The sequence below is a fragment of the Achromobacter sp. 46006 genome (assembly GCF_059761975.1).
The window spans coordinates 48,025-68,421 of sequence record NZ_JCBANN010000016.1 but is presented as its reverse complement, the minus strand read 5'-3'; the positions used below and the strand labels follow the sequence as shown (position 1 = coordinate 68,421).

22 protein-coding genes are annotated in these 20,397 nt (G+C 65.4%); 1 reads left to right on the top strand and 21 read right to left on the bottom strand.

Annotation, left to right across the window (positions count from 1 at the left end; genetic code table 11):
• Nucleotides 1-12: 12 nt before the first annotated feature.
• The 8 genes from AC6LKG_RS11030 to rpsP form a co-directional block, all read right to left on the bottom strand.
• The gene (locus AC6LKG_RS11030; RefSeq protein ID WP_498164373.1) at nucleotides 13-1,302 is read right to left on the bottom strand and encodes an NAD(P)/FAD-dependent oxidoreductase; all 1,290 of its coding nucleotides are present in this window, start codon (nucleotides 1,300-1,302) and stop codon (nucleotides 13-15) included.
• A gap of 9 nt (nucleotides 1,303-1,311) precedes the next feature.
• Entirely contained in the window at nucleotides 1,312-2,043 is a 732-nt protein-coding gene (locus AC6LKG_RS11025) for an amino acid ABC transporter ATP-binding protein (RefSeq protein ID WP_498164372.1), read from the bottom strand.
• Nucleotides 2,040-2,693: an amino acid ABC transporter permease gene (locus AC6LKG_RS11020; RefSeq protein ID WP_498164370.1), complete on the bottom strand. Its 654-nt coding sequence runs from the start codon at nucleotides 2,691-2,693 to the stop codon at nucleotides 2,040-2,042. Before AC6LKG_RS11020 ends, AC6LKG_RS11025 begins: the two co-directional genes overlap by 4 nt.
• Before the next feature lie 170 nt (nucleotides 2,694-2,863).
• Nucleotides 2,864-3,619, bottom strand: coding sequence for an ABC transporter substrate-binding protein (locus AC6LKG_RS11015; RefSeq protein ID WP_498164369.1), 756 nt, complete (start codon nucleotides 3,617-3,619; stop codon nucleotides 2,864-2,866).
• Nucleotides 3,620-3,709: 90 nt separating this feature from the next.
• The gene (locus AC6LKG_RS11010) at nucleotides 3,710-4,384 is read right to left on the bottom strand and encodes a helix-turn-helix domain-containing protein (protein WP_498164367.1); all 675 of its coding nucleotides are present in this window, start codon (nucleotides 4,382-4,384) and stop codon (nucleotides 3,710-3,712) included.
• Nucleotides 4,385-4,564: 180 nt separating this feature from the next.
• On the bottom strand, nucleotides 4,565-5,383 hold the full coding sequence (gene trmD, locus AC6LKG_RS11005; RefSeq protein WP_498164365.1) for a tRNA (guanosine(37)-N1)-methyltransferase TrmD: 819 nt from the start codon (nucleotides 5,381-5,383) through the stop codon (nucleotides 4,565-4,567).
• Nucleotides 5,383-6,000 carry a ribosome maturation factor RimM gene (gene rimM / locus AC6LKG_RS11000; protein WP_498164363.1) on the bottom strand — a complete coding sequence of 206 codons (618 nt, stop codon included), beginning with the start codon at nucleotides 5,998-6,000 and terminating at the stop codon, nucleotides 5,383-5,385. The genes trmD and rimM overlap by 1 nt, the downstream gene beginning before the upstream one ends.
• Before the next feature lie 65 nt (nucleotides 6,001-6,065).
• Entirely contained in the window at nucleotides 6,066-6,326 is a 261-nt protein-coding gene (gene rpsP, locus AC6LKG_RS10995; RefSeq protein ID WP_498164362.1) for a 30S ribosomal protein S16, read from the bottom strand.
• A gap of 420 nt (nucleotides 6,327-6,746) precedes the next feature.
• Between rpsP and AC6LKG_RS10990 the strand changes: the two genes are divergently transcribed.
• Complete coding sequence (locus AC6LKG_RS10990; protein ID WP_498164361.1) at nucleotides 6,747-7,328, top strand: hypothetical protein; 582 nt, start codon at nucleotides 6,747-6,749, stop codon at nucleotides 7,326-7,328.
• A 71-nt stretch (nucleotides 7,329-7,399) separates the two neighbouring features.
• Here the strand turns inward: AC6LKG_RS10990 and AC6LKG_RS10985 are convergent, their stop codons facing one another.
• From AC6LKG_RS10985 to AC6LKG_RS10925, 13 genes are all read right to left on the bottom strand, one after another.
• On the bottom strand, nucleotides 7,400-7,669 hold the full coding sequence (locus AC6LKG_RS10985) for a sulfurtransferase TusA family protein (protein WP_498164359.1): 270 nt from the start codon (nucleotides 7,667-7,669) through the stop codon (nucleotides 7,400-7,402).
• Nucleotides 7,656-10,280, bottom strand: a complete 2,625-nt coding sequence (gene alaS, locus AC6LKG_RS10980) for an alanine--tRNA ligase (protein WP_498164357.1) — start codon at nucleotides 10,278-10,280, stop codon at nucleotides 7,656-7,658. Before alaS ends, AC6LKG_RS10985 begins: the two co-directional genes overlap by 14 nt.
• Before the next feature lie 33 nt (nucleotides 10,281-10,313).
• Entirely contained in the window at nucleotides 10,314-10,733 is a 420-nt protein-coding gene (locus tag AC6LKG_RS10975; protein WP_498164356.1) for a TrbG/VirB9 family P-type conjugative transfer protein, read from the bottom strand.
• A gap of 209 nt (nucleotides 10,734-10,942) precedes the next feature.
• The gene (locus tag AC6LKG_RS10970) at nucleotides 10,943-12,283 is read right to left on the bottom strand and encodes an extracellular solute-binding protein (RefSeq protein ID WP_498164354.1); all 1,341 of its coding nucleotides are present in this window, start codon (nucleotides 12,281-12,283) and stop codon (nucleotides 10,943-10,945) included.
• A gap of 4 nt (nucleotides 12,284-12,287) precedes the next feature.
• Nucleotides 12,288-13,544 carry a D-amino acid dehydrogenase gene (locus tag AC6LKG_RS10965; RefSeq protein ID WP_498164352.1) on the bottom strand — a complete coding sequence of 419 codons (1,257 nt, stop codon included), beginning with the start codon at nucleotides 13,542-13,544 and terminating at the stop codon, nucleotides 12,288-12,290.
• A 203-nt stretch (nucleotides 13,545-13,747) separates the two neighbouring features.
• Complete coding sequence (locus AC6LKG_RS10960; protein WP_498164350.1) at nucleotides 13,748-14,794, bottom strand: CDP-6-deoxy-delta-3,4-glucoseen reductase; 1,047 nt, start codon at nucleotides 14,792-14,794, stop codon at nucleotides 13,748-13,750.
• Between the two features lie 65 nt (nucleotides 14,795-14,859).
• Complete coding sequence (panD, locus tag AC6LKG_RS10955; RefSeq protein WP_183003428.1) at nucleotides 14,860-15,228, bottom strand: aspartate 1-decarboxylase; 369 nt, start codon at nucleotides 15,226-15,228, stop codon at nucleotides 14,860-14,862.
• A gap of 252 nt (nucleotides 15,229-15,480) precedes the next feature.
• Nucleotides 15,481-16,353: an MOSC domain-containing protein gene (locus tag AC6LKG_RS10950; protein ID WP_498164348.1), complete on the bottom strand. Its 873-nt coding sequence runs from the start codon at nucleotides 16,351-16,353 to the stop codon at nucleotides 15,481-15,483.
• A 116-nt stretch (nucleotides 16,354-16,469) separates the two neighbouring features.
• Nucleotides 16,470-17,396, bottom strand: coding sequence for an ectoine hydroxylase (gene thpD / locus AC6LKG_RS10945; protein WP_498164346.1), 927 nt, complete (start codon nucleotides 17,394-17,396; stop codon nucleotides 16,470-16,472).
• 15 nt (nucleotides 17,397-17,411) lie between these two features.
• Nucleotides 17,412-17,816: an ectoine synthase gene (locus AC6LKG_RS10940; protein WP_498164344.1), complete on the bottom strand. Its 405-nt coding sequence runs from the start codon at nucleotides 17,814-17,816 to the stop codon at nucleotides 17,412-17,414.
• On the bottom strand, nucleotides 17,813-19,120 hold the full coding sequence (ectB, locus tag AC6LKG_RS10935) for a diaminobutyrate--2-oxoglutarate transaminase (RefSeq protein ID WP_498164343.1): 1,308 nt from the start codon (nucleotides 19,118-19,120) through the stop codon (nucleotides 17,813-17,815). The genes AC6LKG_RS10940 and ectB overlap by 4 nt, the downstream gene beginning before the upstream one ends.
• Nucleotides 19,121-19,241: 121 nt before the next feature.
• Complete coding sequence (gene ectA / locus AC6LKG_RS10930) at nucleotides 19,242-19,802, bottom strand: diaminobutyrate acetyltransferase (RefSeq protein ID WP_498164341.1); 561 nt, start codon at nucleotides 19,800-19,802, stop codon at nucleotides 19,242-19,244.
• Nucleotides 19,799-20,347, bottom strand: a complete 549-nt coding sequence (locus AC6LKG_RS10925; protein WP_006387826.1) for a MarR family winged helix-turn-helix transcriptional regulator — start codon at nucleotides 20,345-20,347, stop codon at nucleotides 19,799-19,801. Before AC6LKG_RS10925 ends, ectA begins: the two co-directional genes overlap by 4 nt.
• Nucleotides 20,348-20,397 lie beyond the last annotated feature (50 nt).

The following is a 20,397-nucleotide window of genomic DNA, read 5'->3' as shown; positions in this document are numbered from 1 at the left end:
CCGCCTTCCTTCCTAGACGCCGCCGTCGGTCATTCGGTACCACGTCACCACGGCATTGACGTAAAGGCGACGCAAGCCATACAGCGGAAACGGCTTTATCGGCGACAGGGGCACCGGCAGCGCCTTGGGATCGCCGCTGACCAGGTATTGCGCCATCGCCCGCCCCATGCTGGTCTGCAGGCCCACGCCGCGCCCCTGGCAGCCGATGTCCACCAGCAGACCCGGCTGCGGCTCGTGCAGGTGCGGCAGGTAGTCGCGGGTAATGGCCACCCGGCCGCACCAGCGGTACTCGAACGGCGTGCCGGCCACTTGCGGGAACATCTTCACCATCACTCTTTCGAGATGAGCCCAGTCCTGCGCGCCGCGGGGTTCGCGGAAAGGCCCGCGCCCGCCCATCAACAGCCGGCCCTGATGATCGAGGCGGAAATAAAGCAGCAGGTTGCGGGTGTCGGATGTGACCTGGCCTTCCGGGAAAATGCCCGCGCGCACGCGCTCGGGCAGCGGCTGCGTGGCCACCTGAAAGGTATTGGCATCGATGATCGAGGGCTTCAGGCCAGGCAGGAGATCGGCGCCATAAGCATTGGTGCACATCACCACGCGGTCGGCGACCACGCTGGCGCCGCCGGCGGTGGTGGCGGTCCACTTGCCGCCATCGCGCTTGAGCCCGGTGACGGGCGTGTCGGTGTGGATCACCGCCCCCGCGTTCAAGGCGGCCCGCGCCAGGCCGCGCGCATAACTCAGCGGCTGCACCGCGCCCGCGCGCCGGTCGATCCAGCCCCCCAGATAGCGGTCGGTGCCGATCAGGCGCGCCACCTGCGCCTTGTCCAGCGGTTGCGCGTCGGCGCCGTGGCGCGCCCATTGCGCGGCTCTGGCGTGCGCCAGTTCCAGCGCAGCGGGGGTGTGGGCGCCCTGGATCCAGCCGCTGCGCACATGCGGCACGTCCATTGCGTGCCGCTCGATCAGGTTGAACACCGAATCGGCGGTGGCGCCGGCGAAGCGCACCAGGCGTTCACCCCGCTCGCCGCCGAACATCGACACCAGCGCATCGGGATCGTACTTGAGGCCGGGAATGACCTGGCCGCCGTTGCGACCCGAGCCGCCGAAGCCGATCTCGCGCGCCTCCAGCAGCACCACCCTCACGCCCTGCTCGGCCAAGTGCAGCGCGGTGCTCAGGCCGGCATAGCCGCCGCCCACCACCAGCACGTCGGCCTGCGCGGACTGCGTCAGCGGTTGCGTGGCCGGTGGCGGCGCCGCGGTGGCGGCCCAGAGCGAAGGAGCGAGCGGAAACGGCGTCTGCGACATGAAGATTCCTTACATGGGATGCAGCACGCGTCGCAGGAAATCCTGCGTGCGCGGGTGCTGCGGATGATTCAGCACTTCACGGGCGGCACCCTGCTCCACCATCACGCCGCCATCGAAGAACATGACTCGATCGGCCACCTCGCGCGCGAAGCTCATCTCGTGCGTCACGACAACCATGGTCATGCCGGCCTCGGCCAGCTTGCGCATCACGCCCAGCACGTCGCCCACCAGTTCGGGGTCGAGCGCCGAGGTCGGTTCGTCGAACAGGATAGCCTTGGGCTGCATGGCCAGCGCCCGCGCGATCGCCACGCGCTGCTGCTGGCCGCCGGACAGCTGCGGCGGATGCGCGTCCGCCTTGTCCGCCAGACCAACGCTGGCCAGCAGCTCCCGGCCATGCTCGAGCGCCCGCGCGCGCGGCTCGCCCTTCACGTAGATGGGCCCTTCCACCACGTTTTCCAGCGCGGTGCGATGGGGAAAGAGATTGAAGCGCTGGAACACCATCGCCACCTGCGTGCGGATCGAAACGATGGACGGCGCGTCACAATCCACCAGTTCGCCATCCACCGTGATGCGTCCGGCGTTGTAACGTTCCAAGCCATTGATGCAACGCAGAATGGTGGACTTGCCGGAGCCGGATGGCCCGATCACGCACACCACCTCGCCCTTGCTGACCTCGGCGTCGATGCCTTTTAGCACCTCCAGCGACCCGAAGCTCTTGCGCACGCCCTTGAGTTCGATCATTTGGCGGCACTCCTTTTTTCCAGGTGCCGCACCAGCAGGATCAACGGCACGCACATCACCAGGTACATCAACGCCACCAGCGAGAACACGGTGGCGTTCTTGAAGGTGGACACCGCGATCAGCTTGCCCTGCAGGGCAAGCTCGGCCACCGTGATGGTGGAAGCCTGCGACGAATCCTTCAGCATCATGATCATGATGTTGCCGTAGGGCGGCAGCACGATCTTGACGGCTTGCGGCAGCACCACGCGGCGCATGGTCATGCTCCAGCTCATGCCCATCGCCATGGCTGCCTCGATCTGGCCACGGTCGATGGCCTCGATACCGGCGCGAAAGTTCTCGGCCTGATAGGCCGAGTAGGCGATGCCCAGGCCGATGATGGCGGCCTGCAGCGCGGTCAGCGCAATGCCCATGTCCGGCATCACGAAGTAGATGTAGAACAGCAAAACAATGATCGGAATGCCGCGCAACAGATTGATTACGCCCGCGCTGAACTTGGACAGGTACTTGTTGCCGGACACGCGCATCAGCGCCCACACCAGTCCGAGCAACGTGGACAGCACCAGCGAGCCCAACGTCACCAGAATGGTGAGCTTGGCGCCCTCCAGCAATATCGGCAGATACTCCGCCGCGTCTTTGAAGAATTCCGTCATGACTCCATCCATCCCGGCCGGGGCCGGTTGACACAGGAAAATGCCCGCCTGAATGCCGCGAGGCGCGCATCAACACGCCGCGCAACGCCACCGGGACGGACGCGCCGCCCCGGGGCCGCTGGCGAACGAGACGAGCGTTGCCCTGGCCGGCCCAAGCCGGCCGAGCCCCATCAACTGGCGCTCAGCCCCCACTTCTTGAGAATCCGATCAATCGTGCCATCGGCCTTCAACTTGGCCAGCGCCTTGTTGATGCGTTCGAGCAAGGCGGTATCGTCCTTGCGCGTGGCCAACCCCAGGCTGCCCATGACGGTGGGCTGGTAGGACTGCGCCATCTTCAGGTTGGGGTAGTTGCCCTGGGTCAGGATATAGGCGGCGATGGGATAGTCCATGAAGCCCCCCTGGATGCGGCCGGCATTGGCGTCGCGCATCATGTCCGGTGGGTTGTCGTAGAGCTTCACTTCCTTGAACATGCCGCTTTTCTGGATCGGCTCGACGAAGGCGGTGCCGACCTGCACGCCGACTGTCATGCCTTTCATGTCGGCGAAGGACTTGTATTCCTTGTTGTCGCTCTTGAGCACCATCAAGCCCTCGCCGTAGCGATAGACCGGCTCGGAAAAACTCACTACCTGCTGCCGCTGGGGCGTAATGAACATAGCGGCCGAAACGATGTCGATACGCTTGGAAGTCAGCGAACCGATCAAGGCGGAAAATGCCATGGGTTCGATCTGCACCTCGAAACCGGCCTCCCTGCCGACCGCCTTGATGATATCGACCATCACCCCCTCGATGGAGTTGGTCTTGGTATCGAGAAACGTGAACGGACTGCCGGTGGGCGTGGACCCGACCTTCAATACCGTCTGGGCCTGCGCGGCCGTAGCCGTGGACAATGCTGCGAATACAGAGACAACCAAAGTCTTGAATTTCATGACATTTCCTCATCTTGGCAAAAAACCCGGGCCCGGCCCGGAAGGCGGATGATCCCCCTGCGTCATCGCGCCGCTCTACCGCGCGCGCTTTCACGGCGGCGGTTGCATCCCGTCCCCCGCGGCTTGATTGATATTCGAGATGGCCCAGATGACTTCGGTCACCTGTGAACCGGGATTGCGCCAGCGGCGCGGCGTGCTGCTGGCATAGCAGAAGCTGTCGCCCTCCTTGAGCAGCACGACACGGTCACCCACCCACAATTCGAGCGCCCCTTTGAGCACCACGCCGATCTGTTCGCCCTGCCCTGTCACGAACAGTTCATTGCCCGTCGAGCCGCCCGGCTCGATGGTGGCGCGGCACAGATCCATGCTGCGGCAGGCCGGCGGCGTGTACATCTCCTTGACAATGCCCTTTTCGCGCAGATCGATGTAGCGATGCGTGCCAGCGCGGGCGACGCGGCCGCCGTCCTCGCCTTCGGTGTGCTCGGCATTGCGCAGCAGCGTATTGACGGTAACGCCGAATTCGCGCGCCAGCGGATGCAGCATCTTGACCGACGCCGAGCTCAGGCCGCGCTCGATCTGGCTGAGCAGGCCCACCGACATGCCGCAGGCCTGCGCCACATCCGCCAGCGAGCGTCCATGCTGCTTGCGCAATTGACGCAACTGCTGGCCCAGCCACATGTCCACGGCGGATTCGGGACGCCCCGCCGCCAGCGCCGGCTTGGACAGCGGCGCATCGTCACGGGCAACGGAAGAGGATCGGCTCATATGAAAATTTCATTTTTATATAATTTTCAATACTAAGGAGCCAGACAAGCGGCGACAACCTAGGAGCATCCCTAGGCCGATATGGTCCTGAAGAATGGAACAAGGCGCGCAGTGTGGGCGCGCAGGCCCCGAAATGCGGACAGAGGTTCCCAGCGCAAGGCCGGGAGGGCGCGAGCGGACTCAGGAAGCCTTGGGTCTGGCGCCGCGACGGCGCTTGGCGGGCAATGGCGGCAGCGGCGTGCCGGCCAGTTCCGCCAGAAAGCGTTCGTCGGCCAGCGACAGCCATCCCTGGGCGCGAGCCGATTCAATCAATTCGGGACGCCGCGCGGCGGTCAGCGCCAGCGAGCGCTCGCGCCGCCAGCGCGAGATGTTGGCATGGTGGCCGCTGAGCAGCGGCGCCGGCACGGGCGCGCCCTCGTAGACTTCGGGGCGCGTGTAGTGCGGACTGTCCAACAGACCGGACAGCGTATCGTTGAAAGAATCCTGCAATGCGGAGTCGCCGTCGTTCAGCACGCCCGGCAGCAGGCGCACCGCGGCATCGATCACGGCAAGGGCCGCGATTTCACCGCCGGACAGCACGAAGTCGCCCAGGGAAATCTCGTGCGTAACGCAACGCTCGATGAAGCGCTGGTCGACGCCTTCGTAGCGACCGCAGATGAGAATAAGGCCGTCGCTGGCGGCCAGCGCCTCGGCGCCGGCCTGGTCGTAGCGCTTGCCTACGGGTGCGAGCAGCGCCACCGCGGCCGGCGCCAGACCCTGGGCCGCGCGAGCCGCCTGAGCGGCATTGACGGCGGCCTCCAGCGGCGCGGCCATCATTACCATGCCGGGACCACCGCCATAGGGGCGGTCATCCACGGTACGGTGGGGATCGTTGGTGAAATCGCGGGGATTCCACGCATGCAGCGCCCAGCGGCCCTGGGCATGGGCGCGGCCAGTGACGCCGAGGTCACGCACCACCCCGAACATCTCGGGAAAGAGCGTCACGACGTCAATGCGCATCAGAGATCCGCGGGCCAGTCGCTATCGATGCGGCGCGCGGCCAGATCGACGGCATGGATATGCGCGCGCACGAACGGAACGAGCATGTCGGCGGGCTTTCCCTTGGCGTTGAGGATGAACTCGGGGCCGTCGCCCCCTTCCTTCTGGCGCAAGACCTTCAAGACGGCATGGGCGCCGTTGTCGAAGACCTCGTCGACCACGCCGATGAGCGCGGCCTCGCCGTCCGCCGTGGTGTACAGCGAACAACCAATGAGATCGACCCAGTAGTATTCGTCTTCTTCGGGCGCGGGGAAGGAACCCCGCGGCGCCTGCACGGAAAACCCGCGCAGTGCTTCGGCCTGGTCGCGATCGGAAATGCCCGCCAGTTGCGCCACCACGGTGGCCCCTTGCGAACGGGCTTGCACGACTTTGTATGCGATAGGTACAGACGCGACAGCGCCCCGCGCCAATTCAGGCACAGGGCGAGTCAACCACCATTGAGAAGCTGAGCGCAGCACTTCGGCATTGGCCGAATGCGGCTGCACCTTGACCCAGCCTTTCACACCGTAGGCCGCACTGATGCGGCCCAGCTCGATCAAGTCCGCAGGCGCCGCGTTGGAAGTGGCGGCATCAGACATGTCGGGCTATCGGTTTCGTACAGCGTAGCTGGAAACTAGCTAGGTTCAGGCGTGCGACGCGGGCATTAAGCCGCGGCGGAAACCTTGGCCGAGTAGTCCTTGACCAGACGCTCGACGGCCGGCGACAGCTGTGCGCCATTGCTGGTCCAGTGTTGCACGCGATCCAGCGAGATGCGCAGGTTTTCAGCGCCTTCGTTGCCGACGGGGTTGTAGAAACCCACGCGCTCGATGAAACGGCCGTCGCGACGGTTGCGCGAATCGGTGGCCACCAGGTTGTAGAACGGACGCTTCTTGGACCCACCGCGGGCCAGGCGAATCACCACCATAGGTAATCCCTTGAATTAGTTGTGAAAAACGGGAAATTCTAGCACTTAAACACGCCATCTGGCAAATGCGCATGCCGAATACCGGGAGCTGCGGCGCGATTCATACGCGAAAACGCCACATATGCGCCGCATACGGTATTCTACAAAACAAAATACGGGCCAAAGCCCGCCCTGACCAGTGCGTTTGAAGCATACACCCGATTGGAGCGATCGGAATGTCATCCTGCGCCACGTCCCCAAGCCCGATGCCATTGGCTGTGTCGCCATGGCGCCTCCCGCTTCCGCCCGTATACGCCGCGCGCCTGCCCAAGCGTCCCCGCTTTCGTCCGGATTGATCGCGCCCCGCTCTCCTGCCGTCTCCCGGCTACCGCGTTCTCCCCTGCATTCCCCCCAACTTCCTCTACCGGAGGGTGCTACACCATGAAGAACCGTAAAACTGTCTTCACTCCCGTTGCACGCTTGGCGGCCCTGGGCTTGCTGGCCGGCACGCTGGCCTTGCCGCTGGCGGCGCAGGCCCGGGTGGTCGGCGCGGCGCTGACCACCGCGACCGGCAAAGTCACCGCAGTCGATCCGGCCACCCGCACCATCACCCTGCAAGGCGCCAACGGCAATGTGGTGGATATCCATGCGGGCCCGGACATACGCAACTTCAAGCAAATCAAACCGGGTGATTCGCTGACGCTGGATTACTACGAGTCGGTCGTGGTCGCGGTGCGTCCGGCGGGCTCCGGCGCCCCCGAGGTCGTCACCCAGACGGCCGGCACGCGCAGCGCCCAGGGCGCCAAGCCCGGCGGCGCGATGGGCAGGCAGACCACCATCACCGCCGAAATCTGGCATATCAACAAAAGCGCCAACCTGGTGACCCTGAAAGGCCCACGGGGAGGACTGCGCACGATCCAGGTACGGGACCCCGCCCTGCAGGACCGGCTGGCGCAACTCAAGGAGGGCGACCTGGTGGATTTCACCATCACGCAGGCGGTGGCGGCGGCAATCCACAAATAGACTCAGCACCCGCGCAAGCAAAAAGGCCAGCCTTGGGGAGAGGCTGGCCTTTTGTTGATACCCGCGCGCCGCTAGCGGCGGCGCAGGAAATGCACGCCGCGTCCGTCCGCCTCATGCTGCGCAACCAGCGCATTGCCGCTCTGACGCGCAAACGCCTGGAAATCGCGAATGGCATTGCGGTCGGTGGTGAGCACGCGCAGCACCTGGCCGCTTTCCATCTGCGCCAGGGCCTTCTTGGCGCGCAGGATGGGCAGCGGGCATGTCAGCCCGCTGGCATCCACTTCATGGTCAAAGGACGGCGCCGGCGCGCCAGCCGCGTTATCCATGTCAGAGGCGTTCATCGACCCACTGCTGCACGCTGGCGATCGCGGCGGGCAACGCCGCCAGGTCGGAGCCGCCACCCATGGCCATGTCCGGACGGCCGCCGCCCTTGCCGCCCACCTGGCTGGCAACGAAGCCCACCAGATCGCCGGCCTTGATACGGTTGGTCAGATCGGCCGTGACGCCGCCGACGACGCTGATCTTGCCATCGGCCGAGCCGGTGGCCAGCAGCACCACGGCGGGCTTGAGGCGGTCCTTCAGGTTGTCGACCATGCCGCGCAGGGCCTTGGGGTCGACGTCGCCGATGCTGGCGGCCAGCAGCTTGATGCCCTTGACTTCGACGGCCGCGGAGCTGGCCAGGTCGTTGCCGGCACTGGCGGCGAGCTTGCTGCGCGATTGCTCCAGGTCTTTCTCGAGCTGCTTGACCTGGTCCTGCACCTGCGCGATGCGGGCCGGCAGGTCGGCGGGCGTGCTGCGCAACATGCCGGCCACCTGGGCCAGCAAGGCGCTCTGGTTCTGCACCCAGGCCAGGGCGTTGTCGCCGGTGATGGCCTCGATACGGCGCACGCCGGCGGCCACGCCGCCTTCGGACACGATCTTGAACAGGCCGATGTCGCCGGTGCGGCTGACGTGGGTGCCACCGCACAGTTCACGCGAGAAACCGATGTCGAGCACGCGCACGGTGTCGCCGTACTTTTCGCCGAACAGCGCCATGGCGCCACCCTTGACGGCGTCATCGTAAGCCATGACCTGGGCCACCGTGGGCTGGTTGGCAAGGATCTCGGCGTTGACGATGGCCTCGACGCGGGCGATCTGCTCGGCCGTCAGGGGTGCGTCCTGCGCGAAGTCGAAACGGGTCTTGTCGGGATCGACCAGCGAGCCGCGCTGCTGCACGTGCGAGCCCAGCACCTGGCGCAGGGCCTTGTGCATCAGGTGGGTTGCCGAGTGGTTGCGCACGGTGCGGGCGCGGCGCACCGCGTCCACGCGTGCCAGCAAGGTGTCGCCCACCGCCAGCTTGCCCTCTTCCAGCGTGCCGTGATGGCCGAACACACCGGATTGGATCTTGAGCGTGTCGCCCACGGCGAAGCGCACGCCGGCGGCTTCGAGCAGGCCGGTGTCACCAACCTGGCCGCCGGACTCGGCGTAGAACGGGGTGGCGTCCAGCACCACCACGGCGCTCTGGCCAGCCTGCACCTGCTGCACCTGGGTGCCGTCGACGTACAGGGCGGTGACCTTGACGTTGTCGAGTTCGAGCTTTTCGTAGCCTTCGAAACGCGTTTCCGCGCCTTCGTAGCTCAGGCCCTCGGCCATCTTGAACTTGCCCGCGGCACGGGCCTGGTCGCGTTGGCGTTCCATGGCGACTTCGAAGCCGGCCATGTCGACGTCGACTTCGCGTTCGCGGCAGATGTCGGCGGTAAGGTCCACCGGGAAACCGTAGGTATCGTACAGCGTGAACAGCGTGGTGCCATCCAGCTGGCCGCCCTTGGGCACGTTGGCCAGCGCGCCATCGAGGATGCGCATGCCGTGTTCCAGTGTTTCGCCGAAGCGTTCCTCTTCCTGCTTGAGCACCTGCGCCACGCGTTCGGCGGTGGCGGCCAGCTCGGGATAGGCCTCGCCCATTTCGGCGACCAGGTCAGGCACCAGGCGGTGGAAGAACGGCTTGGTCTGGCCCAGCTTGTAGCCATGGCGCAGCGCGCGGCGCACGATGCGGCGCAGCACGTAGCCGCGGCCTTCGTTGCTGGGAATGACGCCGTCGACGATCAGGAACGAGCAGGCGCGGATGTGGTCTGCGATGACCTTGAGCGAATTGTTCGTAAGGTCCTGGACGCCGGTTTCCCGCGCGGCGGCTGCGATCAGGTGCTGGAACAGGTCGATTTCGTAGTTGGAATGGACGTGCTGCAGCACGGCCGCGATGCGCTCCAGGCCCATGCCGGTATCGACACAGGGGCGCGGCAGGCGCGGCATGTTGCCGGCGGCATCGCGCTCGAACTGCATGAACACCAGGTTCCAGATCTCGATGTAGCGGTCGCCGTCTTCCTCCGGCGAGCCCGGGGGGCCGCCCCAGATCTCGGGGCCGTGGTCGTAGAAGATTTCCGAACACGGGCCGCAGGGTCCGGTGTCGGCCATCTGCCAGAAGTTGTCCGACGCGTAGCGCGCGCCCTTGTTGTCGCCGATGCGGATGATGCGCTCGGCCGGCACGCCGACTTCCTTGGCCCAGATGTCATAGGCCTCGTCGTCTTCCTGGTAGACGGTGACCCAGAGCTTCTCGGCCGGCAGCTTGTAGACCTGCGTCAGCAGTTCCCAGGCGTACTGGATGGCGTCGCGCTTGAAGTAGTCGCCGAAGCTGAAATTGCCCAGCATTTCGAAGAACGTATGGTGGCGGGCGGTGTAGCCCACGTTCTCCAGGTCGTTGTGCTTGCCACCGGCGCGCACGCTGCGCTGCGACGAGGTGGCCCGTGTATACGACCGCGATTCCTTGCCCGTGAAGACGTCCTTGAACTGGACCATGCCCGAGTTGGTGAAAAGCAGGGTCGGGTCGTTGCCCGGCACGAGCGACGACGAAGGAACGATGGTGTGTCCCTTGGACTTGAAGAATTGCAGGAACTGCTGGCGAATCTCGGAGGATTTCATCGTGGATGAAGCAGGATTTAGGCGAATCGTTGATTATAAGGGGTTGTCGGCCTCTTGCACCTTGGGGAACGTCCGGCCGCCGACGTCCGGACCGCGCTGCGCCCGCGCGACCAGGCGGCCGCCCCGGAATGTCAGGGCCTCCCACGTGCCCGCCAGCACCATATAAGGCGCTCGCCACGCATAGGGCAGCACCTGCTCGCCGCCGGGCCCGGCGCCAAATATGGCCGGCACCGCCTGCCCTGGCGCGAACTGCAGCCAGGTTTCGCGGCCATCGTCGAACACCTGCATGGGCGCCACGGCGGCATCGCCGGACAGGCGCCAATCGAAATGAAAGCCGTGCGCGGCCGGCTCGCCCGGCCGCCAGCCCGGCCCGGCAAACGCCTCTGGTCCGGGCGATGGCGCGCAACCGGCCAGTACCGCCAACGCGGCCGCCCGAAGAAGTATCCGTACCATGGCATCGCCTCCCGCGTAACGGCGATCCAACAACGGACCGCATCGGCTACATGATGGCGGCGCGCCGGCCGCGCGGGTAGACCGGCATATACGCATGGATCGGATCGCCCCACCCGGCGCCGGCCGCGGGCAACAAAAAGCCCGGTTCGGAAACCGGGCTTGCGGGCGAATACTGGCCGGCGCTCATCGCACCGGCCAGCGAACTGGCCTTAACGCTGCGCGGCGATGCTGCGCGCCTGGCTGGCGGCGTTGTTCAAGGCCGCCACCGGCGGCGTCTTGCCCTCGAACGCATCGTTGAGCTGCTGGTTGAACACCGGCTCGATGCGGTCATAGTGGGCCATGCGAAAACCGCGGCTGTTGGCCACCGGACGGTTGCTCATGGAAGCGACCACCGCCTGGGCGCCCGGAATGCGCTTGTAGAACGACACGTCCGAGGCGCGGAAGGCGGCTTCGGTCAGAGGCAGGTAGCCGGTGCGCTGGTGCCATTCGGCCGCGACCACGGGCTTGGACAGCCAGGCCAGGAACTGCGCCGTGGCCTTCTCTTCGGCCTGCGGATGGCCGCCAAGCGCCCACAGCGCCGAACCGCTGACGAACGGCTGGCCGCCATTCTTGGTGACCTGGTCGTAGTAGGGCAGCGGCGCGACGCCGAACGACAGCGACTTGGTGTTCAGGAATTGGCCGAACGAACCCGAATTGCCGGTCAGCACGGCGCATTCGCCCTTGGCGAAGAGCTTGTCGGCGGCGTTGTCGGCGGAGTGCGCCATGAACAGCAGCGAACGCTTCCAACTGACCATGAGCGAAACATGGCGCATGTAGAGCGTGTCGAACTGCATCGCCGGCGCGGCGCTCTTCTTGGTGATGGCGTCCAGGCCGTTGTTGTTGCTGGTGTACGGCTGGTTATTGACCGGCGCCAGATTCTCCAGGTGGATCGCCACCTGGTCGCTCGACGCGTAGGGACAGTCGAGATCGGCCACATCGCGCAGCTTCAGCAATTCGCCCTGCAGGCCGGTCCAGGTACGGGCAGGCTTGTCCGGATCGAGGCCGGCCTTCTTGTAGGCGGCGGTGTTGTAGAACATCACCGGAATCTCGGCCATCCAGGGGAAGGCCAGCAGGCGGCCCTTGCCGTCCCGGACGAAGCTGCTGGTGGCCGGCACGAACCAGTTCAGGTCCTTGACCGGATACTTGGCCAGCAATTCGTACATCGGCAGGATGGCCTTGTGCTCGGCCACGACTTCCGGCGAATGATTGTCGTTCAGTTGCACCAGGTTGGGGGCCTTCTTGGCCTTGACCGCGGCGGTCGCCTCCTGCTGCAGTTGCGCCTGCGTCGGGAAGGCGCGCAGGACCACTTTGACCTGATCCTGTTCCTTGTTGTACTGCTTGGCCAGCTTCTCGAACTCGGCCTTGTTCGCGTCCGGCAGGGTATGCCAGACCTGGATTTCAACGGGTGCCGCGTGGACCGCGCCCGCGACCGCCATGGCGGCGCCAAACACCCACGTCCGCCGGCTGGCGAACAGTGCGCGGGCAACGCCCGCCAATTGCAATTTCTTCATAGGTTCATAGACCAAGAAAAGGGAATTCCGGTTCTGGACGACGTCCGCTCAGCAGATCGGCCAGCGCCCGGCCCGAGCCGACGCCCATCGTCCAGCCGAGAGTACCGTGTCCGGTATTGATATACAAATTGGGGATATGGCTGCGGCCGATGATGGGCACGTTCGAGGGGGTGGACGGGCGCAGGCCCGACCAGTAACTGACGCGCTCGAAGTCGAGCGCGTCGGGAAAGAGTTCGCGGGCCAGCCGCGTCATGGCCTCGCAGCGGCCGGTATTGAGTTCGCGCGAGTAGCCCGACAATTCCGCCGTGCCGGCCATGCGCAGGCGGTCGCCCAGGCGCGAGAACACCACTTTGTGGCTGCTGTCCGTCAGGCTGACCGTGGGCGCGCCGTCAGGCTTCAGGACCGGGAAGGTGGCCGAATAGCCCTTGGCCGGATAGACATTGCACGGGATGCCCAGCGGCCGCAGCAGCGACGGGCTGAAACTGCCCATCGCCACGACGTAGGCGTCGGCCGCCAGGCTGGCGTAGCGGCCATCGGGTTCGATCAGCTCCACGCCCTGCACCGCGCCAGCGTGCGTGACCAGGCGCGTGACGCGGGTGCTGTAGCGGAATTCGACGCCGGCCCGCGCGCAGCGCTCGGCCAGGGCCACCGTGAACAGGTGGACGTCGCCGCTTTCGTCCTCGGGGGTGTAGTCGCCGCCGACGATCGTGCCGCGATGCGGTGCCAGCGCCGGCTCGATGGCAACCACCTCGTCGGCCGACACCACCCGCCGCTCGACGCCGAAATCGCGCATCAGGCCGGCAGCGCGCTGGGAATTCTCGAACTCGTGGGGATCGCGGTAGAAATTCAGGATGCCGCGCTCGAGGTGGTCGTACTCGATGCCCAGTTCGGCGCGCATGCCGCGCAAGGTGGCGCGGCTGTACTCGGCCATGCGGACCATCGCGCGGATGTTCGGCGCCAGGCGGCCCGGCAGGCATTCGCGCAGGAACGCCAGGCCCCACATCCACTGGCGCCAATCCAGTTGCGGACGGAACAGCAGCGGCGCGTCATCCTGGAACATCCACCGGAGCAGTTTCAGCGGCGCCTGCGGATTGGCCCAGGGCTCGGCGTACGAAACCGAAATCTGCGCGCCGTTGGCAAGGCTGGTCTCCTGGGCAGGTCCGGTGCAGCGGTCGATGACCACGACCTCATGGCCGGCCTGGCTCAGCCACCAGGCGCTGGAGATTCCGATGATGCCGCTACCCAATACCGCTACTTTCATGCCCGCATTGCTCCCTGCGTACCCATCGGGCCGTGGACACGATGTCCGCGCCCCATGGCAAGCCGCTGCCAAGATGACACCGCAGTTTACCCCGGCGCCCCGCCCTCGCCTACGGCGCGGGACATGAAAAAAGGGGAGGAACGTCGGGGCCCGAGACCGGCGCCGGATTCCTCCCCCCTTGCCAGGGCGCGCCCCGCTTCGGATCAGCCCGCGGCCTTCGCCAGATCGGCCTCGGACGTGAAGGCGTCCGCATAGAACTCTTCAGGCGGCAGGCCGCACTGGGCGCTGAATTCGCGCCGGGCGGCATCGACCATGGGCGGCGCGCCGCAGGCATACACCTGGTGGCCGGACATGTCGGCGATGTCGCGCATCACGGCGTCATGCACGAAACCGTCGCGGCCAGTCCAGCCATCTTCCTCGAGCGCGTTGGAAACCACCGGCACATAGCGGAAATCCGGCAGGTCGCGCGCCCATGACCGGGCCAGCTCGTCCATGTACAGGTCGCGCGGGCGGCGCCCCCCCCAGTAGAGCGCGACCGGACGCCGGATGTTCTTGTGGATCATGTGCTCGACGATTGCCTTGACCGGCGCGAAACCCGTGCCGCTGGCCAGCAGGATGATCGGCTTGTCGCTGTCTTCGCGCAGGAAGAACGACCCGAACGGACCTTCCAGGCGCAGGATTTCGCGCTCTTTCATCTGCGTGTCACCGGCGCCGAACACGTGATCGGTGAACACGCCCCCCGGCAGGTGACGGATGTGCAGTTCCAGCGGGCTGCCGGTATGCGGCGCGCCGGCCATGGAGTAGCTGCGGCGGCGGCCGTCCTTGAGAATGATCTCGATGTACTGGCCGGCGTAATAGCGGAACTGCTCCGACGCCGGCAGTTGCAGCTTGAGCACGACCACGTCCGGCGCCGCCTTCTCCATCGTTTGTACGCGCGAGGGCAGCTTGCGGATCTGGATGTCGCTGGCCAGGCGCACTTCGGTGGACTCGACCACCATGTCGGAGGCGGGCCGGGCCTGACAGAACAGGGTATAGCCGTCGGCCAGTTCCTCGGGCGACAGGATCTGCGCGGGATACTGGCCGGCGTCGAATTCCCCGGACACCACTTTGCCCTTGCAGGTGGAGCAGGCGCCGTTGCGGCAGCTATAGGGCAGCACGATGCCGGCGGCCAGGGCGCCGTCGAGCACGGTCTGGCCGGGCTCGACCGGGAATTGATGCTTGCTGGGTTGGATGATGACCTGGAAGCTCATGATGAAACGTATCAGGGGGGATCAGGGTTTACGGCGCATCGGCGGACGCGCCGCGCGGCCCGGCCTCAGGCCGGGAACTTGCGGATTTCCTTGACGCGATTGGCGTCGTCCACCAGCACGACCTGCGGCTTGTGGGTGGCGGATGCTTCTTCGGACATCGGTCCGTAGGTGCAGATGATCATCAGATCGCCGACCTGGGCGCGACGCGCCGCCGCGCCATTGAGCGAGATGATGCCGCTGCCGCGGGCGGCCTTGATGATGTAGGTATCGAAGCGCTCGCCGTTGTTGATGTTGTAGAGCTCGATACGTTCGAACTCGCGCATGCCGGCGGCGTCCAGCAGGTCTTCGTCGATGCCGCAGGAGCCTTCGTAGTGAAGGTCGGCTTCGGTGACCGTGACGCGGTGCAACTTGGCCCGCAGCATGATGCGTTGCATGATGGGAATGTCCTGGTATCGCGTGCCGGAACGCGATGTAATGCGATGAATGCGAAAATACCCGCGGCTGGCAAACCTGCGCGGGCATGCGGCCGGACGGCACCCGGTTTTGCCGTCGGCAGTCGGTATTCTATAGTTTTTGCGCCACGGGACGGCCCGCTGCGGCGTCCTCCGCCAAACGGCGGCATTGACCATAGCCGCGGCCAGCGGCCGGCTTCTTGCGTCCGCCGCCCTGGCGCCGGGCTTGGCAGCCTAGAAATCCAGCTCGATCTCGACCGGGTCGCCGACTTTCAGGCGCGCGCCGGCAGGCGCATCGACAATGGCGTTCTGGCCGAACACCACCCCGATCTCCAGATTGCGATAGCCCGCCAGTGTGCGACCCGGCTCATCGTGCTGCACGGCAGTGCGCTGGTCGATATCGGGAATCGAGCAGCGCGTGCACGGCTTGACGAACGCCATGCCGATCGCGCCGGTGGTGATCATGGCGGTATGGTCCTCCTCGAAGGCCTCCCATTCGCCCTGCACCACGATATTGGGCCGGAATCGGTCCATCGGCACCGGCGCCATGCCCTTGGCACGCAGGCGGGCGTTCAGATCGTCGAGCGAGGCCTGGTTCGCCACCAGCAGGGGGAAGCCGTCGGCAAAGCCGAAGAAGTGATCGCCCCCGAAACGGGCCGCCAGGCCAGGATGGCCGGCGCTCCATTGGTCCACCCATTCCGGCTTGGCCGGCCGCGTGGCGCCGGCATCGACCTTGTACAGGCGGCAAGGCGTCTTTAGAAAGTCCGAACACCACTGCGCGGCGGCCGCGCTTTCGCGACGCGCCTGGAGGGTGTCCTTCCACACGCCGACCGTTTCGACCCCGGCCTGCAAGGTCGAGCCGTCCAGCGGCACTGACAGGTCCGGCATGCCTGGCGCCGACAGGCGCAGCGCATCGGCCGAGAGCGCCGTGCGGATCAGGGCCATGGCAGGCCACTGGCGCTGCGTCATGAATTGGCCGTCGGCCGCCACCAACATCCAACGGCGATCATGCGCCAGGCCGGCGCGATCCAGCGGGGACTCGACCAGGTCGATGCCCGCACAGGATTTAACCGGGTAGATATGCAGGCTGAGGATACGGGCGGACATGGCGACGGTTTCCGGCAAGGCAAGGAGCGCAGAGCATAGCGGAAGGACGAAAAAAAGCCCAGGCCAAGGGCCTGGGCCGCGGCGCGGGCAAGCGCCGGGGGCAAATTGCCGGGTCGTCAGCCGCCAACCAGCTTCAGCGTGTCCAGCGGCGTCACCGCCTTGAACGCCTTGCGCGTGGCGATATGCTCCGGGCGCGGAGTCAGGCCGTACTTGGGCGGCTCCAGTGTGTTTTCCATGCTGTTGTAGACCATGAACACATTGGCGCGCGGCCACGGCGAGATGTTGCTGTTGGAGCCGTGCATGGTGTTGCAGTCGAAGAACACCACCGAGCCCGCCTTGGCGGTCATGGTGCGAATGCCGCCCTGCTCGACCAGCAGTTGCAGGCTGACCGGATCGGGCACGCCATACTCCTGCTTCTTGAGCGACTGCTTGTAGTGCTCGTTGGGCGTCTCGCCGACGCACGAAATGAACTGGCGATGCGACCCCGGCACCAGCATCAGCGGGCCGTTGCAGTCATTGTTCTCGGTCAGCAGCACAGAGCAGCTCAGCGCGCGCATCGACGGCATGCCGTCTTCCACGTGCCAGGTCTCGAAGTCGGAGTGCCAATAGAACTCCTTGCCCTTGAAGCCCGGCTTCATGTTGGCGCGGGACTGGTGAATGTAGACTTCCGAGCCCAGGATCTGGCGCGCCACGTTGACCAGACGCGGATCGCGCACCAGGCGCGCCAGCACCGGGTTGAGCACGTGCACCATGAAAATGGAGCGGACCGCGTTGCTGCCGGGCTCGGTGATCGACTCTTCGCGGCGGATGATCGACGGGTCGCGCGTCATGCGCTCGACCTCGGCCGACAACGCCTGCACTTCATCGGCGGAGAACAGGTTTTCCAACAGCAGGAAGCCGTCGCGCTCGTAGCTGCCGATCTGCTCGGCGCTCAAGGCGTCGGCGTACTTGCCGTCTTCGTAGACCACCGGATCCTGGCGGGAAATGATGGCGGAACTGCGATCCGTACGGGAGGCGTACGGATCCTGCGCAGGTGAGATCATGCGAACCTCCTTATATCAGGCCGCTTGGGCTTCGGCATCAGGCAAGGCGTAGACGCCTTCTTTGTCGTGCACTTCCTGGCCGGTCAGCGGCGGGTTGAAGACGCAGATGACGCGCAGCGGCTCCTTGCCGCCGCACAGCCAATGCTCGTCGTGCTCATTCAGGGCGTAGACCACGCCGGGCCCGAGTTCGTACTTCTTGCCGTCGGCAATGGTCTCGATGGAACCGTCGCCCTCGATGCACCAGACCGCCTCCAGATGATTCTTGTAGTGGATGTGGGTGCGGCCACCCGGGAAGATGGTGGTTTCATGAAACGAAAAACCCATGCCATCTTTCTTGAGCAGCACGCGGCGGCTCACCCAGGTATCGGTGCGGACTTCGTCGGCGGTGCCGATCACATCTTTGACATTGCGTACGATCATTGACGTTTTCCTCCAAATTTCAGAATGCGGGCGGACTGGCCCTCTTCGGCGAGCGCGTCGGCCACGCTGGCCTCGATCACGTCCAGGCCCTTGGTCAGGAGCTCTTCCTCGATGGTCAGGGCCGGCAACAGCTTGAGCACTTCGTCATGCGCGCCCGAGGTCTCGATGACCACGCCACGCTTGAAAGCGTTGGCGGCAATGCGGTTGGCCAGCGCCGGCGCGGCGTTGCTCACCAGGCCCTGGATCAGGCCGCGGCCGCGCACCGACAGGCCGGCGTTGGGATAGCTGTGCACCAGGTTTTCCAGCCAGTCGCGCACCAGGCGCTCCTTGCGCTGGATCTCGGCCGTAAACGCGGTGTTGGCCCAATAGGTTTCCAACGCCTGCGTGGCGGTGACGAAGGCCAGGTTGTTGCCGCGGAACGTGCCGCTGTGCGCGCCGGGCTTCCAGACGTCCAGCTCGGGCTTCATCAACACCAGGGACATCGGCAGGCCAAAGCCCGACAGCGACTTGGACAACGTGATGATGTCGGGGCGGATACCGGCGGCCTCGAAGCTGAAGAAGGTGCCGGTGCGGCCGCAACCGACCTGGATGTCGTCCACGATCAGCAGCATGTCGTGGCGCTTGCAGAGCTTGTCGAGTTCCTTGAGCCAGCGCAGCGTGGCGACGTTGACGCCGCCCTCGCCCTGCACCGTCTCGACGATGACGGCGGCCGGCTTGTCCAGGCCGCTGCTGGGATCTTCCAGCATGCGCTCCAGGTAGGCCATGGTGTCCACGTCCGGGCCGAAGTAGCCGTCATAGGGCATGAAGGTGGTGTTGGCCAGCGGGTAGCCGGAGGCGTCGCGGAACTTCATGTTGGCCGTCACCGCCAGCGAGCCGCCGCTGACGCCGTGAAAACCGTGCGTGAAGGAAATCACATTGGGACGCCCCTTCACCTGGCGCGCGATCTTGAGCGCAGCCTCGACCGCGTTGGTGCCGGTGGGGCCGGTGAATTGCAGGGTGTACTGCCAGTTGCGCGGCTTGAGCAGCACGCGGTCGACCGCTTCGAGGAAGCTCTTCTTGGCGCTGGTGGCCATGTCCAGGCCATGCACCACGCCATCGGCCTGCACATACTCGAGCAGTTTTTCCTTGAGGATCGGATTGTTGTGGCCGTAGTTCAGCGTGCCGGCGCCACTGAAGAAATCGATGTACTCGCCACCGTCCTCATCCACCAGCGTCGAGCCCCTGGCCTGGCTGAAGATCACGGGAAACGACCGGATATAGCCCCGTACTTCCGACTCCATCCGGTCGAAGATTTTCAAGTCCATGTGATTATTCCTCCCTTTCATCTCATAAGTTGACAGACGGCCAGATCCCGTCCGTATGCGCGCCAGGCGCATCCGGATGCTTCAGAGCCATCCCGGTTTTCGACAGGTCCGCGCTGCCGCCTCAGGGGGCAGGCAAGGTGAACGGGCCTATCCTCAACAACATCTCGTCGTCATGGTCCGCGCCGCCAAACAATTGCCGGTCGAAGAACGGCTGCTCGGAAACGTGGGCGCCCAGCTCGCCGGCCAGGCCGGAGAAGGTACGGCGCGAGGCCTGGTTGTCAGGCGCCACCGTGGTTTCAAGATGACGAACATGCGCGAGGCTCTCGCGTTGCAAGAGCGCCCGAAGCATGGCGCGGCCTAACCGTTGGCCGCGTGCGCGGGTGTGCACGGCGACCTGCCAGACGAACAACACGTCGGGCCTGTCGGCAAGCACGTAAGCGGAGATAAATCCATCGATGCGTCCTCCGGCGCTTTCGGCCAGGACGCAGGTGCCGCGGTTGTGCTCGCACAGGAGCAGGTACGCGTATAGGGAATTTAGGTCGAGTGGCGGGCACTCGGAAATGAGCTGGTGGATCGCGGCGCCGTCCTTGCGGCGGGGCTCACGCAACAGATGCGTTTTGCTGCCCGCCGCCGGCGCCACGGCACTTGAGTTCGTAGGGTCGTGCAGTTCGTTTGCTCTCATACAACCAATCCCGATTCGGGAGGCGCGCCACCCGTGGGCACCTCGAGGATGGGCGACGACACGTCGCCCTGGGTTTCCGTCGCTACCCCGCTCTCTTCTTCCATGAGCGCGACGATGCGCTCGAGCGACAGGGTGATGGTGGCCTGCTCCAGCTCCGGCAACGCGTTGAGCGCGTCGGCCAGGTGCTTTTGCAGCGGCGACGGCGCCTGCTGCGCGACTTCGCGGCCGGCGTCGGTGGCGGTCACGAAGACGATGCGGCGGTCTTCGCGGCCGCGTTCGCGGCGGATCAGCCCCTTGTCTTCCAGGCGGTCGAGAATACCGACGACCGTGCTGGGACTGACATGGATTTCACGGCTGATGGCCGTAGCCGTCAGCGGCCCGTTGGCAATGACCGTACGCAGGCACATCAGTTGCGGCGCGGTGATGTGGCTCACCGCCGACAACTGGCGCGAATGCAATGCGATGGACCGCGTGATCCGGCGCAGTGCCCGCAGGATGCGCAGATCGTATTGCTGCGCGGGGTCGGTTACGGTCTGTTTATTCATGACTGAATTAGTTCAGCTAAATTGATTTCTATACGAATGATATTAGTGAC

Excerpts from the sequence above, each read along its gene's own strand:
- AC6LKG_RS10940 (WP_498164344.1), bottom strand. The coding sequence starts at position 17,816 with ATGATCGTACGCAATGTCAAAGATGTGATCGGCACCGCCGACGAAGTC.
- panD (WP_183003428.1), bottom strand. The coding sequence starts at position 15,228 with ATGCAACGCATCATGCTGCGGGCCAAGTTGCACCGCGTCACGGTCACC.
- AC6LKG_RS11015 (WP_498164369.1), bottom strand. The coding sequence starts at position 3,619 with ATGAAATTCAAGACTTTGGTTGTCTCTGTATTCGCAGCATTGTCCACG.
- rimM (WP_498164363.1), bottom strand. The coding sequence starts at position 6,000 with ATGTCTGATGCCGCCACTTCCAACGCGGCGCCTGCGGACTTGATCGAG.
- AC6LKG_RS10970 (WP_498164354.1), bottom strand. The coding sequence starts at position 12,283 with ATGAAGAAATTGCAATTGGCGGGCGTTGCCCGCGCACTGTTCGCCAGC.
- AC6LKG_RS11030 (WP_498164373.1), bottom strand. The coding sequence starts at position 1,302 with ATGTCGCAGACGCCGTTTCCGCTCGCTCCTTCGCTCTGGGCCGCCACC.
- rpsP (WP_498164362.1), bottom strand. The coding sequence starts at position 6,326 with ATGGTGGTGATTCGCCTGGCCCGCGGTGGGTCCAAGAAGCGTCCGTTC.
- ectB (WP_498164343.1), bottom strand. The coding sequence starts at position 19,120 with ATGGACTTGAAAATCTTCGACCGGATGGAGTCGGAAGTACGGGGCTAT.
- AC6LKG_RS10965 (WP_498164352.1), bottom strand. The coding sequence starts at position 13,544 with ATGAAAGTAGCGGTATTGGGTAGCGGCATCATCGGAATCTCCAGCGCC.
- trmD (WP_498164365.1), bottom strand. The coding sequence starts at position 5,383 with ATGCGCATTGACGTCGTGACGCTCTTTCCCGAGATGTTCGGGGTGGTG.
- thpD (WP_498164346.1), bottom strand. The coding sequence starts at position 17,396 with ATGATCTCACCTGCGCAGGATCCGTACGCCTCCCGTACGGATCGCAGT.
- AC6LKG_RS10985 (WP_498164359.1), bottom strand. The coding sequence starts at position 7,669 with ATGAACGCCTCTGACATGGATAACGCGGCTGGCGCGCCGGCGCCGTCC.
- alaS (WP_498164357.1), bottom strand. The coding sequence starts at position 10,280 with ATGAAATCCTCCGAGATTCGCCAGCAGTTCCTGCAATTCTTCAAGTCC.
- AC6LKG_RS11020 (WP_498164370.1), bottom strand. The coding sequence starts at position 2,693 with ATGACGGAATTCTTCAAAGACGCGGCGGAGTATCTGCCGATATTGCTG.
- AC6LKG_RS10975 (WP_498164356.1), bottom strand. The coding sequence starts at position 10,733 with ATGGTACGGATACTTCTTCGGGCGGCCGCGTTGGCGGTACTGGCCGGT.
- AC6LKG_RS11010 (WP_498164367.1), bottom strand. The coding sequence starts at position 4,384 with ATGAGCCGATCCTCTTCCGTTGCCCGTGACGATGCGCCGCTGTCCAAG.
- AC6LKG_RS10950 (WP_498164348.1), bottom strand. The coding sequence starts at position 16,353 with ATGTCCGCCCGTATCCTCAGCCTGCATATCTACCCGGTTAAATCCTGT.
- AC6LKG_RS10990 (WP_498164361.1), top strand. The coding sequence starts at position 6,747 with ATGAAGAACCGTAAAACTGTCTTCACTCCCGTTGCACGCTTGGCGGCC.
- AC6LKG_RS10925 (WP_006387826.1), bottom strand. The coding sequence starts at position 20,347 with ATGAATAAACAGACCGTAACCGACCCCGCGCAGCAATACGATCTGCGC.
- AC6LKG_RS11025 (WP_498164372.1), bottom strand. The coding sequence starts at position 2,043 with ATGATCGAACTCAAGGGCGTGCGCAAGAGCTTCGGGTCGCTGGAGGTG.
- AC6LKG_RS10960 (WP_498164350.1), bottom strand. The coding sequence starts at position 14,794 with ATGAGCTTCCAGGTCATCATCCAACCCAGCAAGCATCAATTCCCGGTC.
- ectA (WP_498164341.1), bottom strand. The coding sequence starts at position 19,802 with ATGAGAGCAAACGAACTGCACGACCCTACGAACTCAAGTGCCGTGGCG.